15 protein-coding genes and 1 pseudogene are annotated in these 18277 nt (G+C 70.7%); 12 read left to right on the top strand and 4 right to left on the bottom strand.

Features of this window, described 5'->3' with window-relative positions; all coding sequences use genetic code 11:
- Window positions 1–13: 13 nt before the first annotated feature.
- Window positions 14–1003, top strand: coding sequence for a DNA polymerase III subunit delta (holA, locus tag N8I84_RS14015; protein ID WP_263229853.1), 990 nt, complete (start codon window positions 14–16; stop codon window positions 1001–1003).
- Between the two features lie 326 nt (window positions 1004–1329).
- Here holA and rpsT read toward each other — a convergent pair whose 3' ends face one another.
- Entirely contained in the window at window positions 1330–1596 is a 267-nt protein-coding gene (gene rpsT / locus N8I84_RS14010) for a 30S ribosomal protein S20 (protein ID WP_263229852.1), read from the bottom strand.
- Window positions 1597–1883: 287 nt separating this feature from the next.
- Here rpsT and lepA point away from each other — a divergent pair, with 287 nt between their 5' ends.
- Together lepA and N8I84_RS14000 are read left to right on the top strand one after the other, a co-directional pair.
- Window positions 1884–3752 (top strand): translation elongation factor 4, encoded by a 1869-nt coding sequence (gene lepA, locus N8I84_RS14005; protein ID WP_263229851.1) that lies wholly within the window; start codon window positions 1884–1886, stop codon window positions 3750–3752.
- A 266-nt stretch (window positions 3753–4018) separates the two neighbouring features.
- Complete coding sequence (locus N8I84_RS14000; RefSeq protein WP_263229850.1) at window positions 4019–5893, top strand: AMP-dependent synthetase/ligase; 1875 nt, start codon at window positions 4019–4021, stop codon at window positions 5891–5893.
- Between the two features lie 7 nt (window positions 5894–5900).
- Here the strand turns inward: N8I84_RS14000 and N8I84_RS13995 are convergent, their stop codons facing one another.
- Window positions 5901–6464 carry a response regulator gene (locus tag N8I84_RS13995; RefSeq protein ID WP_263229849.1) on the bottom strand — a complete coding sequence of 188 codons (564 nt, stop codon included), beginning with the start codon at window positions 6462–6464 and terminating at the stop codon, window positions 5901–5903.
- Window positions 6465–6621: 157 nt separating this feature from the next.
- Here N8I84_RS13995 and N8I84_RS13990 point away from each other — a divergent pair.
- The 3 genes and pseudogenes from N8I84_RS13990 to N8I84_RS13980 all read left to right on the top strand — a co-directional run bounded on the left by N8I84_RS13990 (window position 6622) and on the right by N8I84_RS13980 (window position 10495).
- Window positions 6622–8552 (top strand): annotated as a pseudogene (locus N8I84_RS13990) (SpoIIE family protein phosphatase).
- Between the two features lie 31 nt (window positions 8553–8583).
- Entirely contained in the window at window positions 8584–9816 is a 1233-nt protein-coding gene (gene hemW / locus N8I84_RS13985) for a radical SAM family heme chaperone HemW (RefSeq protein WP_263229848.1), read from the top strand.
- A 100-nt stretch (window positions 9817–9916) separates the two neighbouring features.
- Entirely contained in the window at window positions 9917–10495 is a 579-nt protein-coding gene (locus N8I84_RS13980) for a Uma2 family endonuclease (protein WP_263229847.1), read from the top strand.
- On the opposite strand, the gene N8I84_RS13975 is transcribed toward N8I84_RS13980, so the two are convergent.
- Both N8I84_RS13975 and N8I84_RS13970 read right to left on the bottom strand, forming a co-directional pair.
- The gene (locus N8I84_RS13975) at window positions 10473–11285 is read right to left on the bottom strand and encodes a DUF3097 domain-containing protein (RefSeq protein WP_263229846.1); all 813 of its coding nucleotides are present in this window, start codon (window positions 11283–11285) and stop codon (window positions 10473–10475) included. The genes N8I84_RS13980 and N8I84_RS13975 overlap by 23 nt on opposite strands.
- Window positions 11286–11319: 34 nt before the next feature.
- Window positions 11320–12054, bottom strand: coding sequence for an MBL fold metallo-hydrolase (locus N8I84_RS13970; RefSeq protein ID WP_263229845.1), 735 nt, complete (start codon window positions 12052–12054; stop codon window positions 11320–11322).
- Between the two features lie 197 nt (window positions 12055–12251).
- Between N8I84_RS13970 and hrcA the strand changes: the two genes are divergently transcribed.
- From hrcA to N8I84_RS13940, 6 genes are all read left to right on the top strand, one after another.
- Entirely contained in the window at window positions 12252–13271 is a 1020-nt protein-coding gene (gene hrcA, locus N8I84_RS13965; protein WP_263229844.1) for a heat-inducible transcriptional repressor HrcA, read from the top strand.
- Window positions 13272–14408 carry a molecular chaperone DnaJ gene (gene dnaJ / locus N8I84_RS13960; RefSeq protein ID WP_263229843.1) on the top strand — a complete coding sequence of 379 codons (1137 nt, stop codon included), beginning with the start codon at window positions 13272–13274 and terminating at the stop codon, window positions 14406–14408.
- Window positions 14409–15330: 922 nt separating this feature from the next.
- Window positions 15331–16404, top strand: a complete 1074-nt coding sequence (locus N8I84_RS13955; RefSeq protein ID WP_263229842.1) for a nitronate monooxygenase — start codon at window positions 15331–15333, stop codon at window positions 16402–16404.
- Window positions 16401–17150, top strand: a complete 750-nt coding sequence (locus tag N8I84_RS13950) for a 16S rRNA (uracil(1498)-N(3))-methyltransferase (RefSeq protein ID WP_263229841.1) — start codon at window positions 16401–16403, stop codon at window positions 17148–17150. The genes N8I84_RS13955 and N8I84_RS13950 overlap by 4 nt, the downstream gene beginning before the upstream one ends.
- A 44-nt stretch (window positions 17151–17194) precedes the next feature.
- Window positions 17195–17587, top strand: a complete 393-nt coding sequence (locus N8I84_RS13945) for a VOC family protein (RefSeq protein ID WP_263229840.1) — start codon at window positions 17195–17197, stop codon at window positions 17585–17587.
- Window positions 17588–17671: 84 nt separating this feature from the next.
- Entirely contained in the window at window positions 17672–18238 is a 567-nt protein-coding gene (locus N8I84_RS13940) for a hypothetical protein (protein ID WP_263229839.1), read from the top strand.
- Window positions 18239–18277: the final 39 nt, after the last annotated feature.

Genomic DNA, 18277 nt, shown 5'->3' with positions numbered 1-18277 from the left:
GATCCTGTCCGTGATGGCCAAGAAGACTGCGAATGACGACCCCCTCGCCCCCGTCACCCTTGCCGTGGGCCAGGAGGACCTCCTGCTCGACCGTGCCGTGCGGGAGGTGGTGGCAGCCGCCCGGGCCGCCGACGCCGACACGGACGTACGGGATCTGACCGCGGAGCAGTTGCAGCCCGGCACACTGGCCGAGCTGACGAGCCCGTCGCTCTTCGCCGAGCGCAAGGTCGTGGTCGTACGCAACGCACAGGATCTTTCAGCCGACACGATCAAGGAACTCAAGGGGTACTTCTCCTCGCCCGCCGAGGAGATCACCCTGGTGCTGCTTCACGCGGGCGGCGCCAAGGGCAAGGGCCTGCTCGACGCCGCGCGCAAGGCGGGCGCCCGGGAGGTGGCGTGCCCGAAGATGACGAAGCCCGCGGACCGGCTGGCGTTCGTGCGCGGAGAGTTCCGCTCGCTGGGGCGTTCGGCGACGCCCGAGGCGTGCCAGGCGCTGGTCGACGCGATCGGCAGCGATCTGAGGGAGCTGGCGTCCGCGGTGGCGCAGCTCACCGCGGACGTCGAGGGCACGATCGACGAGGCGGTGGTCGGGCGGTACTACACCGGGCGGGCCGAGGCCTCCAGCTTCACGGTCGCGGACCGGGCGGTCGAGGGGCGGGCGGCGGAGGCGCTTGAGGCGCTCAGGTGGTCGTTGGCGACAGGCGTGGCGCCGGTGATGATCACGAGCGCGCTGGCGCAGGGTGTGCGGGCGATCGGGAAGCTCTCCTCGGCACGGGGCGGTCGCCCCGCGGACCTCGCCCGGGAGCTGGGCATGCCGCCGTGGAAGATCGACCGGGTCCGGCAGCAGATGCGGGGCTGGACGCCGGAGGGGGTCGCGGTCGCGCTGCGCGCGGTGGCCGAGGCGGACGCGGGCGTGAAGGGCGGCGGGGACGACCCGGAGTACGCGCTGGAGAAGGCCGTGGTGACGATCGCCCGCGCGGCGCGGTCCCGGGGGCGCGGATAGCGAGGAGTGCGGCCACCCACGCGCGGTTTCCCGTGCCGACGTGGCTCCTCATGCCAGCCTGTGCTCCCGCGCGGTCCGCGTGGGGGCACTTTCGGCTGCCCACGCCGACGTGACTCCCCACCCCGACCGGCTCCCCATGCCGAAGGCCCCGCGTGCTCCGGCCTGGGGGAGGACGGGCGGCGGGGCCTTCGGTTCAAGCGGATGAGTCCGTACCCGCGTGGCGAACGCAGGCCGCGTACGGACTCGGGGTGCCGGTCGGGAGCGGATGAGAGAGGGCCCGCTCTGGGTCCTTCCGGCGGTTGGATCAGTTCAGATCAAAAGGAGGGTCAGCCCTTGAGGGTCGTGACCTTGGTGGCCAGCGCCGACTTCTTGTTGGCGGCCTGGTTCTTGTGGATGACGCCCTTCGAGACGGCCTTGTCGAGCGCACGCGCGGCGGCGCGCTGGAGCTCGGTGGCCTTCTCGACGTCGCCCGCGGCAGCGGCCTCGCGAGCCTTGCGGATCGCGGTCTTGAGCGAGGACTTGACGGCCTTGTTGCGCAGGCGCGCCTTCTCGTTCGTCTTGTTCCGCTTGATCTGGGACTTGATGTTCGCCACGAATGAGCCTTTACAGGTTCAGGCACGCGAGACTGGACGTCCCACGCGCCGGTGATTTCTTGAAGGCGTGCCTCGCGCTGAGAGGGCAGGAGACACAGCCACCCAGGCTACCAGTCGCCCTCTGGCCCGCCCAAACCGGTCGGGAGGCCTCGCCCGGCCACCCGTTCCACCGCCTCCGGCACGGCCCGAACCGGTCGTAGCCCCGCGCGCGTGGGACCATGGAGGCTACGTATCGATCCGACCCGAGACCGCAGACACTGCGGACGCCTCAAGAATCAGGACCCTGCGTGCCCGCGATCCCTAGCCATGTGCCCGAGCCGAGCCGTACCGACCCGGCTCTGATCCGCAATTTCTGCATCATCGCGCACATCGACCACGGCAAGTCCACGCTCGCCGACCGGATGCTCCAGCTGACCGGCGTCGTCGAGCAGCGGCAGATGCGCGCTCAGTACCTCGACCGCATGGACATCGAGCGCGAGCGCGGCATCACCATCAAGTCCCAGGCCGTGCGGCTGCCCTGGGCCCCCACCCACGATCCGGGCAACACGCACATCCTGAACATGATCGACACCCCGGGGCACGTCGACTTCACCTACGAGGTCTCGCGGTCCCTCGCCGCCTGCGAGGGGACCATCCTCCTCGTCGACGCCGCCCAGGGCATCGAGGCCCAGACCCTCGCCAACCTCTACCTGGCGATGGAGAACGACCTCACGATCATCCCCGTCCTCAACAAGATCGACCTGCCGGCCGCGCAGCCGGAGAAGTTCGCCGAGGAACTCGCCAACCTCATCGGCTGCGATCCCGGCGACGTGCTGAAGGTCTCCGCCAAGACCGGCCTCGGCGTCGAGGCGCTGCTGGACAAGGTCGTCGAGCAGATCCCGGCCCCGGTCGGCGTCGCCGACGCGCCCGCCCGCGCGATGATCTTCGACTCGGTCTACGACTCCTACCGCGGCGTCGTCACCTACGTCCGTGTCGTCGACGGCAAGCTCAACAAGCGTGAGCGCATCCGGATGATGTCCACCGGCGCCACGCACGAACTGCTGGAGATCGGCGTCAACTCGCCCGAGATGCTCGGTGCCGACGGCCTCGGTGTCGGTGAGGTGGGCTACCTCATCACCGGGGTGAAGGACGTCCGCCAGTCCAAGGTCGGTGACACCATCACCAGCCAGGTCAAGGGCGCCGAGAAGCCGCTGGGCGGGTACAAGGACCCGAAGCCCATGGTCTTCTCGGGTCTGTATCCGCTGGACGGTTCGGACTACCCCGATCTGCGCGAGGCCCTGGACAAGCTCCAGCTCAACGACGCCGCCCTCGTCTACGAGCCGGAGACCTCCGCCGCCCTCGGCTTCGGCTTCCGCGTCGGCTTCCTCGGACTGCTGCACCTCGACGTGATCCGCGAGCGGCTCGAGCGCGAGTTCGGGCTCGACCTGATCGCGACCGCGCCGAACGTGGTCTACCGCGTGATCATGGAGGACGGCGAGGAGCACACGGTCACCAATCCGAGCGAATTCCCCGAGGGCAAGCTCGCGGAGGTGTACGAGCCGGTCGTACGGGCCACGATCCTCGCGCCCACCGAGTTCATCGGCGCGATCATGGAGCTGTGCCAGACCCGCCGCGGCGCTCTCCTCGGCATGGACTACCTCTCCGAGGACCGCGTCGAGATCCGCTACACGCTGCCGCTCGCCGAGATCGTCTTCGACTTCTTCGACCAGCTGAAGTCCAAGACGCGCGGGTACGCCTCCCTGGACTACGAGCCCACCGGAGAGCAGTCCTCGAGCCTCGTCAAGGTGGACATCCTGCTGCACGGCGACAAGGTCGACGCCTTCTCCGCGATCACCCACAAGGACCAGGCGTACGCCTACGGCGTCCGGCTCGTCGCCAAGCTGAAGGAACTCATCCCGCGGCAGAACTTCGAGGTGCCGGTGCAGGCCGCCATCGGCTCCCGCGTCATCGCCCGCGAGACCATCCGCGCCATCCGCAAGGACGTCCTGGCCAAGTGCTACGGCGGTGACATCTCCCGTAAGCGGAAGCTGCTGGAGAAGCAGAAGGAGGGCAAGAAGCGGATGAAGATGGTGGGTTCCGTGGAGGTTCCGCAGGAAGCCTTCATCGCGGTGCTCTCCAGCGATGACAGCGCGGGGTCGAGCAAGGGCAAGAAGTAACCCGGGTCTCCCGCGACGACCCGGCAAACCGGGCGGTACGGGGCCCGTCGTGCGAAAGCGCGGCGGGCCCCTGTGCGTGCGCCCGGTCGCTCTGTGTACGAAACGACAGGCCACCGCCCCTTACGAACCGGCCGGTCGGGCTCTACTCTGATGCCTGCTCGAGGGTTACTCGTGAGTTAAACAAAAGGTCTCGAGTGACCGCAGCCGCAACGATCCAGCAGCAAATGAGCCAGCCAGCCGCACCGCCGCGGGCCCCGGAGGATGTCGTGAGCGACACACAGACTTTGATCGAGAACCGTCCGCCCTCCGTGGCGGCGCTCTTCCTGGAGCGCGTGGCGGCCACGCCGGACGCCGAGGCCTACCGCTACCCCGTACCCCCGGCCTCCGGTGAAGGCCCCGACGACTGGAAGTCGCTGAGCTGGGCCGAGGCCGCCGAGCGGGTCCACGCGATCGCGGCCGGGCTCATCGAACTGGGTGTCCAGCCCGAGCAGCGCGTCGCCCTCGCCTCCTCCACCCGGGTCGAGTGGATCCTCGCCGACCTCGGCATCCTGTGCGCCGGTGCCGCCACGACCACCATCTATCCGCAGACCAACGCCGAGGAGTCGGCCTTCATCCTCGCCGACTCCCAGAGCAGGGTCCTCGTCGCGGAGAACGCCGAGCAGCTCGCCAAGGCGCAGCAGAAGCGCGACGAGCTGCCCGCCCTGACCCACATCGTGGTGATCGACCCGGCGGGCGCCGAGACCGGCGACGGGGTGCTCAGCCTGACCGAACTGGAGCAGCGCGGCGCCGCCTACCTGGAGAAGCACCCCGAGCTGATCAAGGAACGGGTCGGCGCGATCACCAAGGACCAGCTCGCCACGCTCATCTACACCTCCGGTACCACCGGCCGCCCCAAGGGCGTGCGCCTGCCGCACGACAACTGGGCGTACATGGCGAAGGCGATCGCCGCGACCGGGCTGCTCGGCCCCGAGGACGTGCAGTACCTGTGGCTGCCGCTCGCCCACGTCTTCGGCAAGGTGCTCACCTCCGGCCAGATCGAGGTCGGGCACGTCACCGCCGTCGACGGCCGCGTCGACAAGATCATCGAGAATCTACCGGTCGTGCAGCCGACGTACATGGCGGCCGTGCCGCGCATCTTCGAGAAGGTCTACAACGGCGTCGCGGCCAAGGCCCGGGCGGGCGGCCCGGCCAAGTACAAGATCTTCCAGTGGGCGGCAGAGGTGGCCCGCGAGTACGCAAAGGTCTCGCAGGACAACTTCCGCCGCACCGGCACCCACGCCGTGCCGTTCGGCCTCGGCGCCAAGCACAAGGTCGCGGACGCCCTCGTGTACGCCAAGATCCGCGAGGCGTTCGGCGGCCGGCTGCGCGCCTGCGTCTCCGGATCGGCCGCCCTCGCACCCGAGATCGGGTACTTCTTCGCGGGCGCCGGCATCCACATCCTGGAGGGCTACGGCCTCACCGAGTCCTCCGCGGCCTCCTTCGTCAACCCGGGCGAGGCCTACCGCACGGGCACGGTCGGCAAGCCGCTGCCCGGCACGGAGGTGCGCATCGCGGACGACGGCGAGATCCTGCTGCGCGGCCCGGGCATCATGGAGGGCTACCACGGGCTGCCCGAGAAGACCGCCGAGGTGCTGGAGGCGGACGGCTGGTTCCACACCGGTGACATCGGCGAACTGTCGCCCGACGGGTATCTGCGCATCACCGACCGCAAGAAGGACCTCATCAAGACCTCCGGCGGCAAGTACATCGCGCCCGCCGAGGTCGAGGGCCAGTTCAAGGCGGTGTGCCCGTACGTCTCCAACATCCTTGTGCACGGCGCCGACCGTAACTTCTGCACCGCGCTCATCGCGCTCGACGAGGTCGCGATCCTGGAGTGGGCGAAGGAGAACGGCCTGGAGGGCAAGTCCTACGCCGAGGTCGTGGCAGCGCCGCAGACGGTCGAGATGGTCGACGGCTATGTCAAGCAGCTCAACGAGGGCCTCCAGCGCTGGCAGACGATCAAGAAGTTCCGGTTGCTGCCGCGGGACCTCGATGTGGAGCACGGGGAGATCACGCCCAGCCTGAAGCTGAAGCGGCCGGTCGTCGAACGGGAGTACAAGCACCTGATCGATGAGATGTACGCGGGATCGCGCGAAGCCTGAGAAGGCGTCAGGACGCCTGCCCGTCGCCGGCCAACTGCTGTAACTCCCGGATCTGGCACCGTAGTCGAGCCAGGTCCGGGAGGTCGTCCGCAGACAGGCGATCCTCCAGGCCGGACAGGTGCTCCACCAGGCCTGCCAGGCCCTCCTGCAGCCGCTCCAACCGCCTGCTCTTGCGGTACAGATCGAGGAACACCGTCACCTTGGCCCGCAGCACCCACGGATCGAACGGCTTCGTCAGATAGTCCGCGGCCCCCGTCGCGTACCCCCGGAAGGCATACCCGGCCTCCGCGTCCGAGCCGGTCAGGAAGACGATCGGGACGTCCTTGGTCCGGTCCAGCGGTTTGATGTGCGCGGCGGTCTCGAAACCGTCCATGCCGGGCATGCGGATGTCCAGCAGGACCACCGCGAACCGGCGCTCGAGCAGCGCCTTCATCGCCTCCTCACCCGATCGCGCGCGCACCAGCGGCTCGTTGAGCGAGCGCAGCACGGCCTCCAGCGCCGTCAGGTTCTCCTCCATGTCGTCGACGAGGAGGATGCCGGCGCTGTCCTCGGACGTCTTCTCAGTAGGCATGCCCTGCTCGAATCTGTCCGTCTTCGACCACATGCGTAGCACGGTTCTCACTCATGGCGGGCCACTTCGGTAACTCGGTGCTTATGGGCGGGGTCAGTCTGTCACCCTGTCCGCATCGCCACAGGCTCATTCGACCGAACTGCCCGGGGAGCTGCCCATGGGGCCCATTCCCACCCAACGGGAGACCGCCTCCCGCGCCCCCGACGTGCTCGAGTCCGCGGGGCTGCGCACGGTGGTGCGGTCGACCCTGCCCGGCAGCCCCCTCGCGGCCGGCAACGCCCGCCGGCTCGTGCGCGCCGCCCTCAGCGAGTGGGACCGGCCCGCCGAGCCCGACGCCGTCACCGAGCGGCTGGCCGACGACGCCCTGCTCGTCGTCAGCGAACTCGTCACCAACGCCGTAGTGCACGCCGGCACCGACGTCGAGCTGGTCTGCCGCCTCATGGACGCGCAGGGCGAGTCGGCCGGGCTCCTCGTCGAGGTCTCCGACCACCACCCCTCGCGCGCGGTCCGGGACGACGGCGCCGAGCGGCCCTACGGCATACCGGAGTACGGCCGCGGCCTGCGCCTCGTCTCCTCCCTCTCCACGGCTTGGGGGATCAGTTACCGCACCGGCACGAAGACCGTCTGGGCGCTGCTTCCTCTGCACGCCGCCCGGGACGCCGAGGACGCGATCGAGACGTACGCCGGAGACAGCGCCCTGGGACGCGGGCTGAGCCCCGCCGAGATACTCGGGCCCGAACTCTCCGCCTTCGCCGAACCCGGACGAGGCCTGTACGACCGGGAGTGGCGGGGCCGCGGCGCGCTGTCCTTCCTGGCCGAGGCGTCCGACCTGCTCGCCGGGCAGCTCGACGAGGACCTGGTCGCCGCGCTCACCGGGCAGCTGATCGTGCCCCGGCTCGCCGACTGGTGCGCGGTGTGGCTGGAGGACGAGGCGACCGGCTGGCGCGGCCCTTCGGCGCCGGTCGCGGCCGCCCCCGGCTCGCCCGCGTCTGGCACGGCAGCGAGAACCGCATCGAGGAACTGCGCCGGGCCCTGGAGAAGGACCCGCCCCGACTGCCCGAGTCGGTGCGTTCCCGGGCGGTGCCCGTTCCCTGGCCCGGCGAGGCGCTGGGCCCGCGGGGCGCGACCGGGGCGGCGCTCGCCTACCGGCTGATCGCGGGCGGGCGGCCGCTCGGGACGCTCGTCATCGGACGGGCCGGATTGCTGCGCTTCCCCGACGAGATCACCGGGCTCGTCGAGGACCTCAGCCGCCGGGTGGCGCTGGCCATCGGGGCGGCCCGGCAGTACGCCCGCCAGGCCACCATCAGCCGGGTGCTCCAGCGCGGGCTGCTGCCCGGCGCGGTCGCCGAGATCCCCGGGGTGAGCAGCGCACTCGTGTACGAGCCGTGCGACATGGGCGGACCGAGCGGTGACTTCTACGACATCTTCCCCGCCGGCCACGGACGGTGGTGCTTCGCGCTGGGCGACGTCCAGGGCAAGGGTCCGGAGGCCGCGGTCGTGATCGGGCTCGCCCGGCCCTGGCTGCGGCTGCTGGCCCGCGAAGGCTACGACGTCCCCGACGTCCTGGACCGCCTCAACCAGCTCCTGCTCGACGACGCCACGGAGGCCTCCGACGCGGCGGCCCGGGCGCTGGTCGCGGCGGGCACGCCGATGCCGGTCGCCGACGAGGGCCCCCACGCCCGCTTCCTCTCCCTCCTCTACGGGGAACTGGTCCCCTTCGACGGCGGAGTGCGCTGCACGCTCGCCTCGGCCGGGCATCCGCTGCCGCTGCTGCTCGGCCCGGGCGGCGACGTACGGGCCGTGGCCCAGCCGCAGACGCTGCTCGGGGTCGTCGAGGACGAGACGTACACGTGCGAGACCTTCGATCTGCGCTCCGGGGACACGCTGCTGTGCGTCACCGACGGGGTGACCGAGCGGCGCAGCGGGTCCCGCCAGTTCGACGACGGCGACGGGCTCGCGGCGGCCCTGGCGGGCTGTGCCGGGATGAACGCGGAGCTGGTCGCCGAGCGGATCAGGACGCTGGTGCACGAGTTCGGCGGGAAGCCGCCGGAGGACGATCTGGCGCTGCTGGTGCTTCAGGCGGAATGAGGACTTCTGGCAGTACGGGACAATGGGGGACATGCCTTCCGCACTCCCCGACGGCGAACCGGTCCCCGACGACGGCGCGCTGCCCGCGCACGCGCTCGCCGGGGCCGCCGAGCGCCCCCTCGGGTTCTACCTCCATGTGCCGTACTGCGCGACGCGCTGCGGCTACTGCGACTTCAACACGTACACGGCGACGGAGCTGCGGGGCACGGGAGGCGTCCTCGCCTCCCGGGACAACTACGCGTCGACCCTGATCGACGAGGTCCGCCTGGCCCGCAAGGTGCTGGGCGACGACCCGCGCCAGGTGCGCACGGTCTTCGTCGGGGGCGGTACGCCGACGCTGCTGGCCGCGGACGACCTCGTACGGATGCTGGGGGCGATCCGCGACGAGTTCGGCCTCGCGGAGGACGCGGAGGTGACCACGGAGGCAAACCCGGAGTCGGTCGATCCGGCGTATCTGGCCACCCTCCGGGAGGGCGGCTTCACCCGGATCTCCTTCGGCATGCAGAGCGCCCGCCCGCACGTCCTGAAGATCCTCGACCGCACGCACACCCCGGGCCGTCCCGAGGCGTGCGTGGCCGAGGCGCGGGCCGCGGGCTTCGAGCATGTGAACCTGGACCTGATCTACGGCACCCCGGGGGAGTCGGACGACGACTGGCGCGCCTCCCTGGACGCGGCGCTGGGAGCGGCCCCGGACCACATCTCGGCGTACGCGCTGATCGTGGAGGAGGGAACGCAGCTCGCCCGCCGCATCCGCCGGGGCGAGATCCCGATGACGGACGACGACGTGCACGCGGACCGCTATCTGATAGCGGACGAGGCGCTGGGGTCGGCGGGCTACGACTGGTACGAGGTCTCCAACTGGGCCACGTCGACCGCCGGCCGCTGCCTGCACAACGAGCTGTACTGGCGAGGCGCGGACTGGTGGGGCGCGGGCCCGGGCGCGCACAGCCATGTGGGCGGGGTGCGCTGGTGGAACGTGAAGCACCCGGGGGCGTACGCGGCGGCGCTGGCGGAGGGCCGCTCCCCGGGCGCCGGGCGGGAGGTCCTGTCGGAGGAGGACCGCCGGGTGGAGCGGATCCTGCTGGAGCTGCGGCTGCGGGAGGGGGCGCCGTTGAGTCTGCTGCGGGAGGAGGGGCTGACGGCGTCCCGCCGAGCGCTGGGGGAGGGGCTGCTGGAGCCCGGTCCGTACGAGCGGGGGCGGGCCGTTCTCACGCTGCGGGGGCGGCTGCTGGCGGACGCGGTGGTGCGGGACCTGGTGGACTGATCACTCCGGTGGGTGAATCCCAGCGGAACGAGGGTTCGGTCCCTAACCTGGTTCGTAGGCTGCCGCCAAAAGGACGCGGCGGATGTGGAGGGCCACGGAGATGACCGCTGTGGACGAGCGTGGGATGGCCAAGTTCTTCGAGGAGTTCGAGCCTCCCGAGGGCATCAAGGTTGAGCTTCTCCGGGGGGAAATCGTGATGATGGCCACTCCTGATCTGGTGCATAACCGGATCGTGGAGGACGTGGTGGATCAGATCCCGCGCAAGCGCTGGGAACGGCTCCAGACAACGGATGTGGACATCATCGATGAGGCCAGCGAGCCCATTCCGGACCTGGTGGTGCTGGAACGCGGTGTGGCACCGGCCTCAGGCCATCTTCTGCCGTCCCAGTTGGTCGCGATGGTGGTCGAGGTGGTCTCCAAGACGAGCGTTGACCGAGACTATGGGATCAAGCGCTCCATCTATGCGGCAGGTAAGATCCCTGCCTATCTGATCATCGACCCGATCGTCGCACACTGCGTTCTGCTCACCGACCCCATCGGTGAAGGGGAGCAAGCCGACTACCGTGGGCAATGGATCACCAAGTTCGGAGACCCGGTGCTGCTCGAGTTGCTCGATGTCGAACTGGATACAAGCGAATTCGGGATTCTCACGGGAGTCAGGCGTCACCGATTGCCGTAACGAAGTCGATCAACTCCTCGATCCGGCCCAGCAACGCCGGCTCCAGGTCCTTGTAGGACCCCACCCGCTTCAGGATCGCCTGCCACACCGCGCCGGTGTTGTCCGACGGCCAGCCCAAGGCCCGGCACACCCCAGTCTTCCAGTCCTGGCCACGTGGAATCCGCGGCCAGGCCTCGATCCCCAGGGACGCCGGCTTCACCGCCTCCCAGATGTCGATGTACGGGTGTCCGACCACGAGCGCGTGCTCGCTCGTCACCGACTGCGCGATGCGCCACTCCTTCGTGCCGGGGACCAGGTGGTCCACCAGGACACCCAGGCGGGCGTCGGGGCCCGGGGCGAAGGACTCGACGATCGACGGCAGGTCGTCGACGCCCTCCAGGTACTCCACCACCACGCCCTCGATGCGCAGGTCGTCGCCCCACACCTTCTCGACCAGTTCGGCGTCGTGGCGGCCCTCCACATAGATACGGCCGGCGCGGGCCACCCTCGCGCGCGCACCCGGAACGGCCACCGAGCCGGACGCCGTACGCGTGGGGCGCTGCACGCCGGCCTTGGGACGGACCAGGGTCACCGTCCGGCCCTCCAGCAGGAAGCCCCCCGGCTCCAGCGGGAACACCCGGTGCTTGCCGAAGCGGTCCTCCAGCGTCACCGTGCCCGCCTCGCAGCGGATCACCGCCCCGCAGAACCCCGTGCGCGGCTCCTCCACCACCAGACCGGGGTCCGCCGGGACCTCCGGCACGGGCTTCGGCTTCTTCCACGGAGGGGTCAGATCCGGAGAGTACTGGCGCATTCGAGTGACGATAGGAGAAGACGTCCTCGAGGTGCTACGACACGCCGAAACGGGACGCCAACTCGTCCCGCTGGGCCCGTACGAACCGCGCGTCCACCACCGCCCCGTGCCCCGGGACGTACGCCGCGTCCTCCCCGCCCAGCTCCAGCAGCCGGTCCAGGGCCGCCGGCCAGTGCGAGGGGATCGCGTCCGGGCCCGCCTGCGGTTCGCCGGACTCCTCCACCATGTCCCCGCAGAACACGACCTCCGGGTCCCCGGGGACGAACACCACCAGGTCATGGGCCGTGTGGCCCGGGCCCACATTCGCCAGCAGCACCTGGACCCCGCCCAGGTCCAGCGTCCACTCGCCGGAGACCTGGTGGTGAGGGCGGACCAGTGCGTCCGCCGCCTCGGCCGCCTCCGCCGGGTCCAGACCGTTGCGGACCGCGTCCGCGACCAGTTCCCCCCGCCCGTACGCGAGCACCCTGTCGATGCCCACGGCTCCGAACACCTCCGCGCCCGCGAACGCCGCCGCCCCGAAGACATGGTCGAAGTGCGGATGGGTGAGCGCGAGATGCGTCACACGCCGGTCTCCGCCGAGCGGCTCCAGCAGCCGCTCCGCCGCGCCGCGCAAGCGCGCGCCCTCGGACAGGCTCGACCCGGCGTCGACCAGCAGCGCCGCGTCGTCGCCCACCACCAGCCCGGCCGTGCAGTCCCAGACCGGCAGCCTGGTCCGCCCCGCACGCGCCCCGAGCGCCTCCCACCCCGAGCCTTCCCACAACACCGTCATACGGCGACGCTATCCGCAGGCGCCCCACCCGGCAGGACAGGCCGGTACAGGTCGGTAACACCTCGGCACGGCACCGGTGCCCGCCCTTGCCGGGTGTGTACCCGACAGCCGTACACTGGGCCGGGGAATGCTGGCACTCGCAAGTGCAGAGTGCCAGGGGAAGCGCCAAGGGGACATGACCGCTGGAGGTGTGCGCGATGCTCAGTGAACGCAGGCTCGAGGTGTTGCGCGCCATCGTCCAGGACTACGTCGGCACCGAAGAGCCGGTGGGTTCCAAGGCTCTCACCGAGCGGCACAACCTCGGCGTCTCCCCGGCCACCGTCCGAAACGACATGGCCGCGCTGGAGGACGAGGGGTACATCGCCCAGCCGCACACCAGCGCAGGACGCATTCCCACGGACAAGGGCTACCGCCTCTTCGTCGACAAGCTCGCGGCCGTGAAGCCGATGAGCCCGCCCGAGCGCCGCGCGATCCATAACTTCCTGGAGGGCGCCGTCGACCTCGACGACGTGGTGGCGCGCACGGTGCGGTTGCTCGCACAGCTCACCCGGCAGGTCGCCGTCGTGCAGTACCCGTCGTTGACGCGTTCGACCGTGCGCCATGTGGAGCTGCTGTCGATGGCACCCGCGCGTGTGATGCTCGTGCTGATCACGGACACCGGCCGGGTCGAGCAGCGCATGATCGACTGCCCGGCGCCGTTCGGCGAGACGTCGCTCGCGGACCTGCGCGCGCGGCTCAACAGCCGGGTCGCCGGCCGCCGCTTCGCGGACGTCCCGCAGCTCGTGCAGGATCTGCCCGAGGCGTTCGAGGAGCCGGAGGACCGCGGCACGGTCTCGACGGTGCTCTCCACGCTGCTGGAGACGCTCGTGGAGGAGACCGAGGAGCGGCTGATGATCGGCGGCACCGCGAACCTGACCCGCTTCGCGCATGACTTCCCTCTCACCATCCGCCCCGTCCTGGAGGCGCTGGAGGAGCAGGTCGTGCTCCTCAAACTGCTGGGTGAGGCGAAGGATCCGGCCATGCGGGTACGTATCGGCCATGAGAACGCGCACGAAGGACTCAACTCCACGTCCATCGTCTCCGTGGGCTACGGTTCGGGCGGCGAGGCAGTAGCGAAACTCGGCGTGGTCGGACCGACCCGCATGGATTACCCGGGAACGATGGGAGCGGTACGAGCGGTGGCACGGTACGTCGGACAGATCCTGGCGGAGTCGTAAGTGGCCACGGACTACTACGCCGTACTCGGCGTGCGCCGCGACGCGTCGCAGGAAGAGATCAAGAAGGCGTTCCGCCGGCTCGCCCGCGAGCTGCACCCGGACGTCAATCCCGATCCGAAGACGCAGGAGCGGTTCAAGGAGATCAACGCCGCGTACGAGGTGCTCTCGGACCCGCAGAAGAAGCAGGTCTACGACCTCGGCGGCGACCCGCTGTCCCAGTCGGGCGGCGCCGGCGCGGGCGGCTTCGGCGCGGGCGGCTTCGGGAACTTCTCCGACATCATGGACGCGTTCTTCGGCACGGCGTCGCAGCGCGGTCCGCGCTCGCGCACCCGCCGGGGCCAGGACGCGATGATCCGGCTCGAGATCGAGCTGGACGAGGCGGCCTTCGGCACGACGAAGGACATCCAGGTCGACACGGCCGTCGTCTGCAACACCTGCAACGGCGAGGGCGCCGCGCCGGGTACGTCGGCGCAGACGTGTGACATGTGCCGTGGCCGCGGTGAGGTCTCGCAGGTCACCCGGTCCTTCCTGGGCCAGGTCATGACCTCCCGGCCGTGCCCGCAGTGCCAGGGCTTCGGCACGATCGTCCCGAACCCGTGCCCGGAGTGCGCCGGTGACGGGCGGGTGCGCTCACGCCGGACGCTCACCGTGAAGATCCCGGCCGGTGTCGACAACGGCACACGGATCCAGCTCGCGGGCGAGGGCGAGGTCGGCCCCGGCGGCGGCCCGGCCGGCGACCTGTACGTCGAGATCCACGAGCTGCCGCACCAGACGTTCCAGCGCCGCGGCGACGATCTGCACTGCACGGTCACCATCCCGATGACGGCGGCGGCCCTCGGCACGAAGGTGCCGCTGGAGACGCTGGACGGCCTGGAGGAGGTCGACATCCGTCCCGGTACGCAGTCCGGGCAGTCGATCCCGCTGCACAACCGCGGTGTCACGCATCTGCGCGGCGGCGGCCGGGGCGACCTGGTGGTCCACGTCGAGGTCCAGACGCCCACCAAGCTGGACCCCGAGCAGGAGCGGCTGCTGCGCGAGCTGGCGAAGCTGCGCGGCGAGGAGCGGCCACAGGGTCAGTTCCAGCCGGGGCAGCAGGGGTTGTTCTCTCGGTTGAAGGATGCGTTCAACGGGCGTTGAGGTGAGCGCTGGCGTGGGCCGGGGGTCCGGGGGTTGGCCCCCGGGTAGGCACAGTCAGCCGGGGCAGCAGGGGTTGTTCTCTCGGTTGAAGGATGCGTTCAACGGGCGTTGAGGTGAGCGCTGGCGTGGGCCGGGGGTCCGGGGGTTGGTCCCCGGGTAGGCACAGTCAGCCGGGGCAGTAGGGGTTGTTCTCTCGGTTGAAGGATGCGTTCAACGGGCGTTGAGGTGAGCGCTGGCGTGGGCCGGGGGTCCGGGGGTTGGTCCCCGGGTAGGCACAGTCAGCCGGGGCAGTAGGGGTTGTTCTCTCGGTTGAAGGATGCGTTCAACGGGCGTTGAGGTGAGCGCTGGCGTGGGCCGGGGGTCCGGGGTTGGTCCCCGGGTAGGCACAGTCAGCCGGGGCAGTAGGGGTTGTTCTCTCGGTTGAAGGATGCGTTCAACGGGCGTTGAGGTGAGCGCTGGGGGCCCGGGGGTCCGGGGGTTGGCCCCCGGGTAGGCACAGTCAGCCGGGGCAGCAGGGGTTGTTCTCTCGGTTGAAGGATGCGTTCAACGGGCGTTGAGGTGAGCGCTGGCGTGGGCCGGGGGTCCGGGGGTTGGCCCCCGGGCGGGCACAGTCAGCCGGGGCAGCAGGGGTTGTTCTCTCGGTTGAAGGATGCGTTCAACGGGCGCTGACGGTGTCGGGTACCCGGCGTCGGATGGGCATCCGGCGCCGGGGTGGCCGTCCCTGGGGGGCTGCGCCCCCAGACCCCCCTTCGGCCTGAACGGCCTCGTCCTCAAACTCCCCCAAGCTCTTCGAGCAGGGGGGACCCCCAGACGGGCTGATTTCCACCGTCCCGGGCTGCCATCGGACTGTCCTCATTCCTCCCGCGTATGCAACGGGACCGGTGGATTCGGACTCGTTCGAAAGACGTGACAACATGCCGTCATGTCCTCCCTGACCGATCTCTCCCCGCACCCGATCGTGCAGGCCCCCATGGCGGGCGGCGCCTCCGTGCCGCAGCTCGCCGCCGCCGTGTCCGAGGCCGGCGGCCTGGGTTTCCTCGCCGCCGGGTACAAGACCGCCGACGGGATGTACCAGGAGATCAAGCAGCTCCGCGGGCTGACCCACCGCCCCTTCGGCGTGAACGTCTTCATGCCGCAGCCCGAGTATGCCGACCCGGCCGCCGTCGAGGTGTACGCCAACCAGCTCGCCGGCGAGGCCACCTGGTACGAGACCGAGCTGGGCGACCGCGACAGCGGCCGTGACGACGGCTACGACGCCAAACTCGCCGTCCTCCTCGACGACCCGGTCCCCGTGGTCTCCTTCCACTTCGGAGTCCCGGCCCCGGACGTCCTGGAGTCCCTGCGGCGCCTGGGCACCCTCACCCTGGTCACCGCGACCACCGCCGAGGAGGCCCTGGCCGTGCAGGAGGCGGGCGCCGACGCGGTGATCGCGCAGGGCGTCGAGGCCGGCGGCCACCAGGGAACCCACCGGGACAGTCACGAGAACGACGGCGCCGGCATAGGGCTGCTCTCGCTCCTCGCCCAGGTCCGCGAGACCGTGAGCATTCCGATCGTCGCCGCCGGAGGCATCATGCGCGGCAGCCAGATCGCCGCCGTCCTCGCCGCGGGCGCGAGCGCCGCCCAGCTCGGCACCGCGTTCCTCGCCACGCCCGAGTCCGGCGCCCACCCCGCGCACAAGCAGGCGCTGACCGACCCCCACTTCGTCCGCACCGAGCTGACCCGGGCCTTCTCCGGACGCCCGGCGCGCGGGCTGGTCAACCGGTTCATGCGCGAACACGGCCCCTACGCGCCCGCCGCGTACCCCGAGATCCACCACCTCACCTCCCCCCTGCGCAAGGCGGCCGCCAAGGCCGGTGACGCCCAGGGAATGGCCCTGTGGGCGGGCCAGGGCCACCGACTGGCGCGGGACCTGCCCGCCGGCCGGCTGGTGGAGGTGCTGGTCGCGGAGGTTCAGCAGGCGGCGACAGCGTTGTCGACGGGGGGTGCCGGACGATGACGGCGCCGGTGTTCGTGGTGGAGGACTTCCGGGCCGGTCCCGGAGGGCGGTACGTCCTGGACGGTCCCGAGGGACGCCATGCCGTGTCCGTGAAGCGGCTGCGCCCGGGGGAGACCGTCGTGCTGACCGACGGCGCCGGGCGGTGGGCGGAGTGCGAGGTCGTCGACATCGAGGGCAAGGACCGGTTGGTCGTCCACATGCACCCGGTGAACGAGGAGCCTCCGGAGTCTCCCCGTATCACCGTCGTCCAGGCCCTCCCCAAGGGCGACCGCGGTGAGCTGGCCGTGGAGACCATGACCGAGGTCGGCGTCGACGCGATCGTCCCCTGGCAGGCCTCCCGGTGCATCACCCAGTGGAAGGGCGACCGCGGGCTGAAGGCGCTCGGCAAGTGGCGGGCCACCGCCCGCGAGGCGGGCAAGCAGTCGCGCCGGGTGCGTTTCCCGGAGGTCGCGGACGCGGCGACCACCAGGCAGGTTGCCGCACTTCTCGCCAAAGCCGACTTCGCCGCCGTGCTCCACTCGGACTTCGAGTACGGCAGCGAGCCGCTCGCCACCGCCCAACTCCCCGCCGAGGGGGAGATCGTGCTGGTCGTCGGGCCCGAAGGTGGCGTCTCCTCCGAGGAGTTGGCGCTGTTCCGGGAAGCGGGTGCGAAGGCGTACGTCCTCGGGCGTAGTGTCCTTCGTACATCGACCGCCGGCACTGCGGCGGCCGCGCTGCTGCTCGGCCGCACGGGCCGCTGGTCCTGACGCACGGATCTCCAACGGATCCATCGAGCCACCGGGGGAACGCCATGGAACTCGCCCAAGTGCGGCTGCTGGTATCGGACTTCCCGGCCTGCTACCGCTTCTACGCCGACGTCCTCGGCCTCAAGCCGCAGTCGGGCGCGGCCGACGGACCGTACGAGAAGTTCAGCCCGGCCACCGGCTCCGCGGGCATCGCGCTCCAGGACCGGGCGATGATGGCCGAGGTCCTCGGCGAGCTGGGGGACGAGGCCGCGGGCCACCGCTCGCTGGTGGTACTGCGCGTGGACGACCTGGACGCGTACTGCGCCGAGATCACCTCCCGCGGCGCGACCCTCCTGCACGGCCCGGCCCCCATGACCGACCGCATGCGCGTCGCCCACCTCAAGGACCCGGAGGGCAATCTGGTGGAACTTCAGCAGTGGCTGCTGCTGCGCGGCTGACGGCGCGGGGAGGCTGACGGCGGGGCGCTCGCGTGGCCGTATGCGCTCTACCGTCTGCGCCGCGGGAGTGGCACGCTGCCCTTCATGGGGGCATTGCGGCGCATTGGGCGACGGCCCGGGTCACGACGGCTCGCCGCGGTCACCGGCCTCGCGGTGGTGGCCGTGGGCGGAGCCGTGGCCTGCCAACCCGGTGATCTCAGCTCCGCTGCGGTGGCGTACACCACGGACCAGACCGCCACCAAGGAGCTTCAGCGGCAGCATGTGAAGGTGCGCTGGCTGAGCTGCTCGGGCGACTACGGCGGCGGGGCCGGCACGAGGGGAACGTCCGGCTCGGCGCCCTCGGCGAGCGAGACCGCCGTCGTCACCGTCGACTGCAAGGGGCAGACGGACGACGGGAAGGACATCACCGTCAAGGGCCGTGTCACCCGCGCCGTCGACGGCAGGTGCGTCCGCGGGGACCTCAGGGCCACCGTGGGTGGCAAGGAGTTGTTCCACGTCAGCGGCCTCGGCGACTGCCAGGGCAGCACGCCCAGCCCGCCCGCCGGCGACCCGACCGTCCCCGGGCGGCCCGGGCCCACGGTCACGGTCACCGTCACCAGGACCATCTGGTGCCAGGGCGACCCCACCTGCTGGCCGGTTCAGGGCAAGTGACGGACGCATGCGACGCAGGCAAGTGGGGAAGCCCCCTGT

Source organism: Streptomyces cynarae, assembly GCF_025642135.1.
Classification (GTDB): Bacteria; Actinomycetota; Actinomycetes; order Streptomycetales; family Streptomycetaceae; genus Streptomyces; species Streptomyces cynarae.
This window is presented reverse-complemented; position numbering and strand designations above follow the sequence as displayed.

Excerpts from the sequence above, each read along its gene's own strand:
- N8I84_RS13995 (WP_263229849.1), bottom strand. The coding sequence starts at position 6,464 with ATGCCTACTGAGAAGACGTCCGAGGACAGCGCCGGCATCCTCCTCGTC.
- N8I84_RS13970 (WP_263229845.1), bottom strand. The coding sequence starts at position 12,054 with ATGACGGTGTTGTGGGAAGGCTCGGGGTGGGAGGCGCTCGGGGCGCGT.
- N8I84_RS13955 (WP_263229842.1), top strand. The coding sequence starts at position 15,331 with ATGTCCTCCCTGACCGATCTCTCCCCGCACCCGATCGTGCAGGCCCCC.
- N8I84_RS13945 (WP_263229840.1), top strand. The coding sequence starts at position 17,195 with ATGGAACTCGCCCAAGTGCGGCTGCTGGTATCGGACTTCCCGGCCTGC.
- N8I84_RS13940 (WP_263229839.1), top strand. The coding sequence starts at position 17,672 with ATGGGGGCATTGCGGCGCATTGGGCGACGGCCCGGGTCACGACGGCTC.
- N8I84_RS13975 (WP_263229846.1), bottom strand. The coding sequence starts at position 11,285 with ATGCGCCAGTACTCTCCGGATCTGACCCCTCCGTGGAAGAAGCCGAAG.
- holA (WP_263229853.1), top strand. The coding sequence starts at position 14 with ATGGCCAAGAAGACTGCGAATGACGACCCCCTCGCCCCCGTCACCCTT.
- hrcA (WP_263229844.1), top strand. The coding sequence starts at position 12,252 with ATGCTCAGTGAACGCAGGCTCGAGGTGTTGCGCGCCATCGTCCAGGAC.
- N8I84_RS13950 (WP_263229841.1), top strand. The coding sequence starts at position 16,401 with ATGACGGCGCCGGTGTTCGTGGTGGAGGACTTCCGGGCCGGTCCCGGA.
- N8I84_RS13980 (WP_263229847.1), top strand. The coding sequence starts at position 9,917 with ATGACCGCTGTGGACGAGCGTGGGATGGCCAAGTTCTTCGAGGAGTTC.
- hemW (WP_263229848.1), top strand. The coding sequence starts at position 8,584 with ATGCCTTCCGCACTCCCCGACGGCGAACCGGTCCCCGACGACGGCGCG.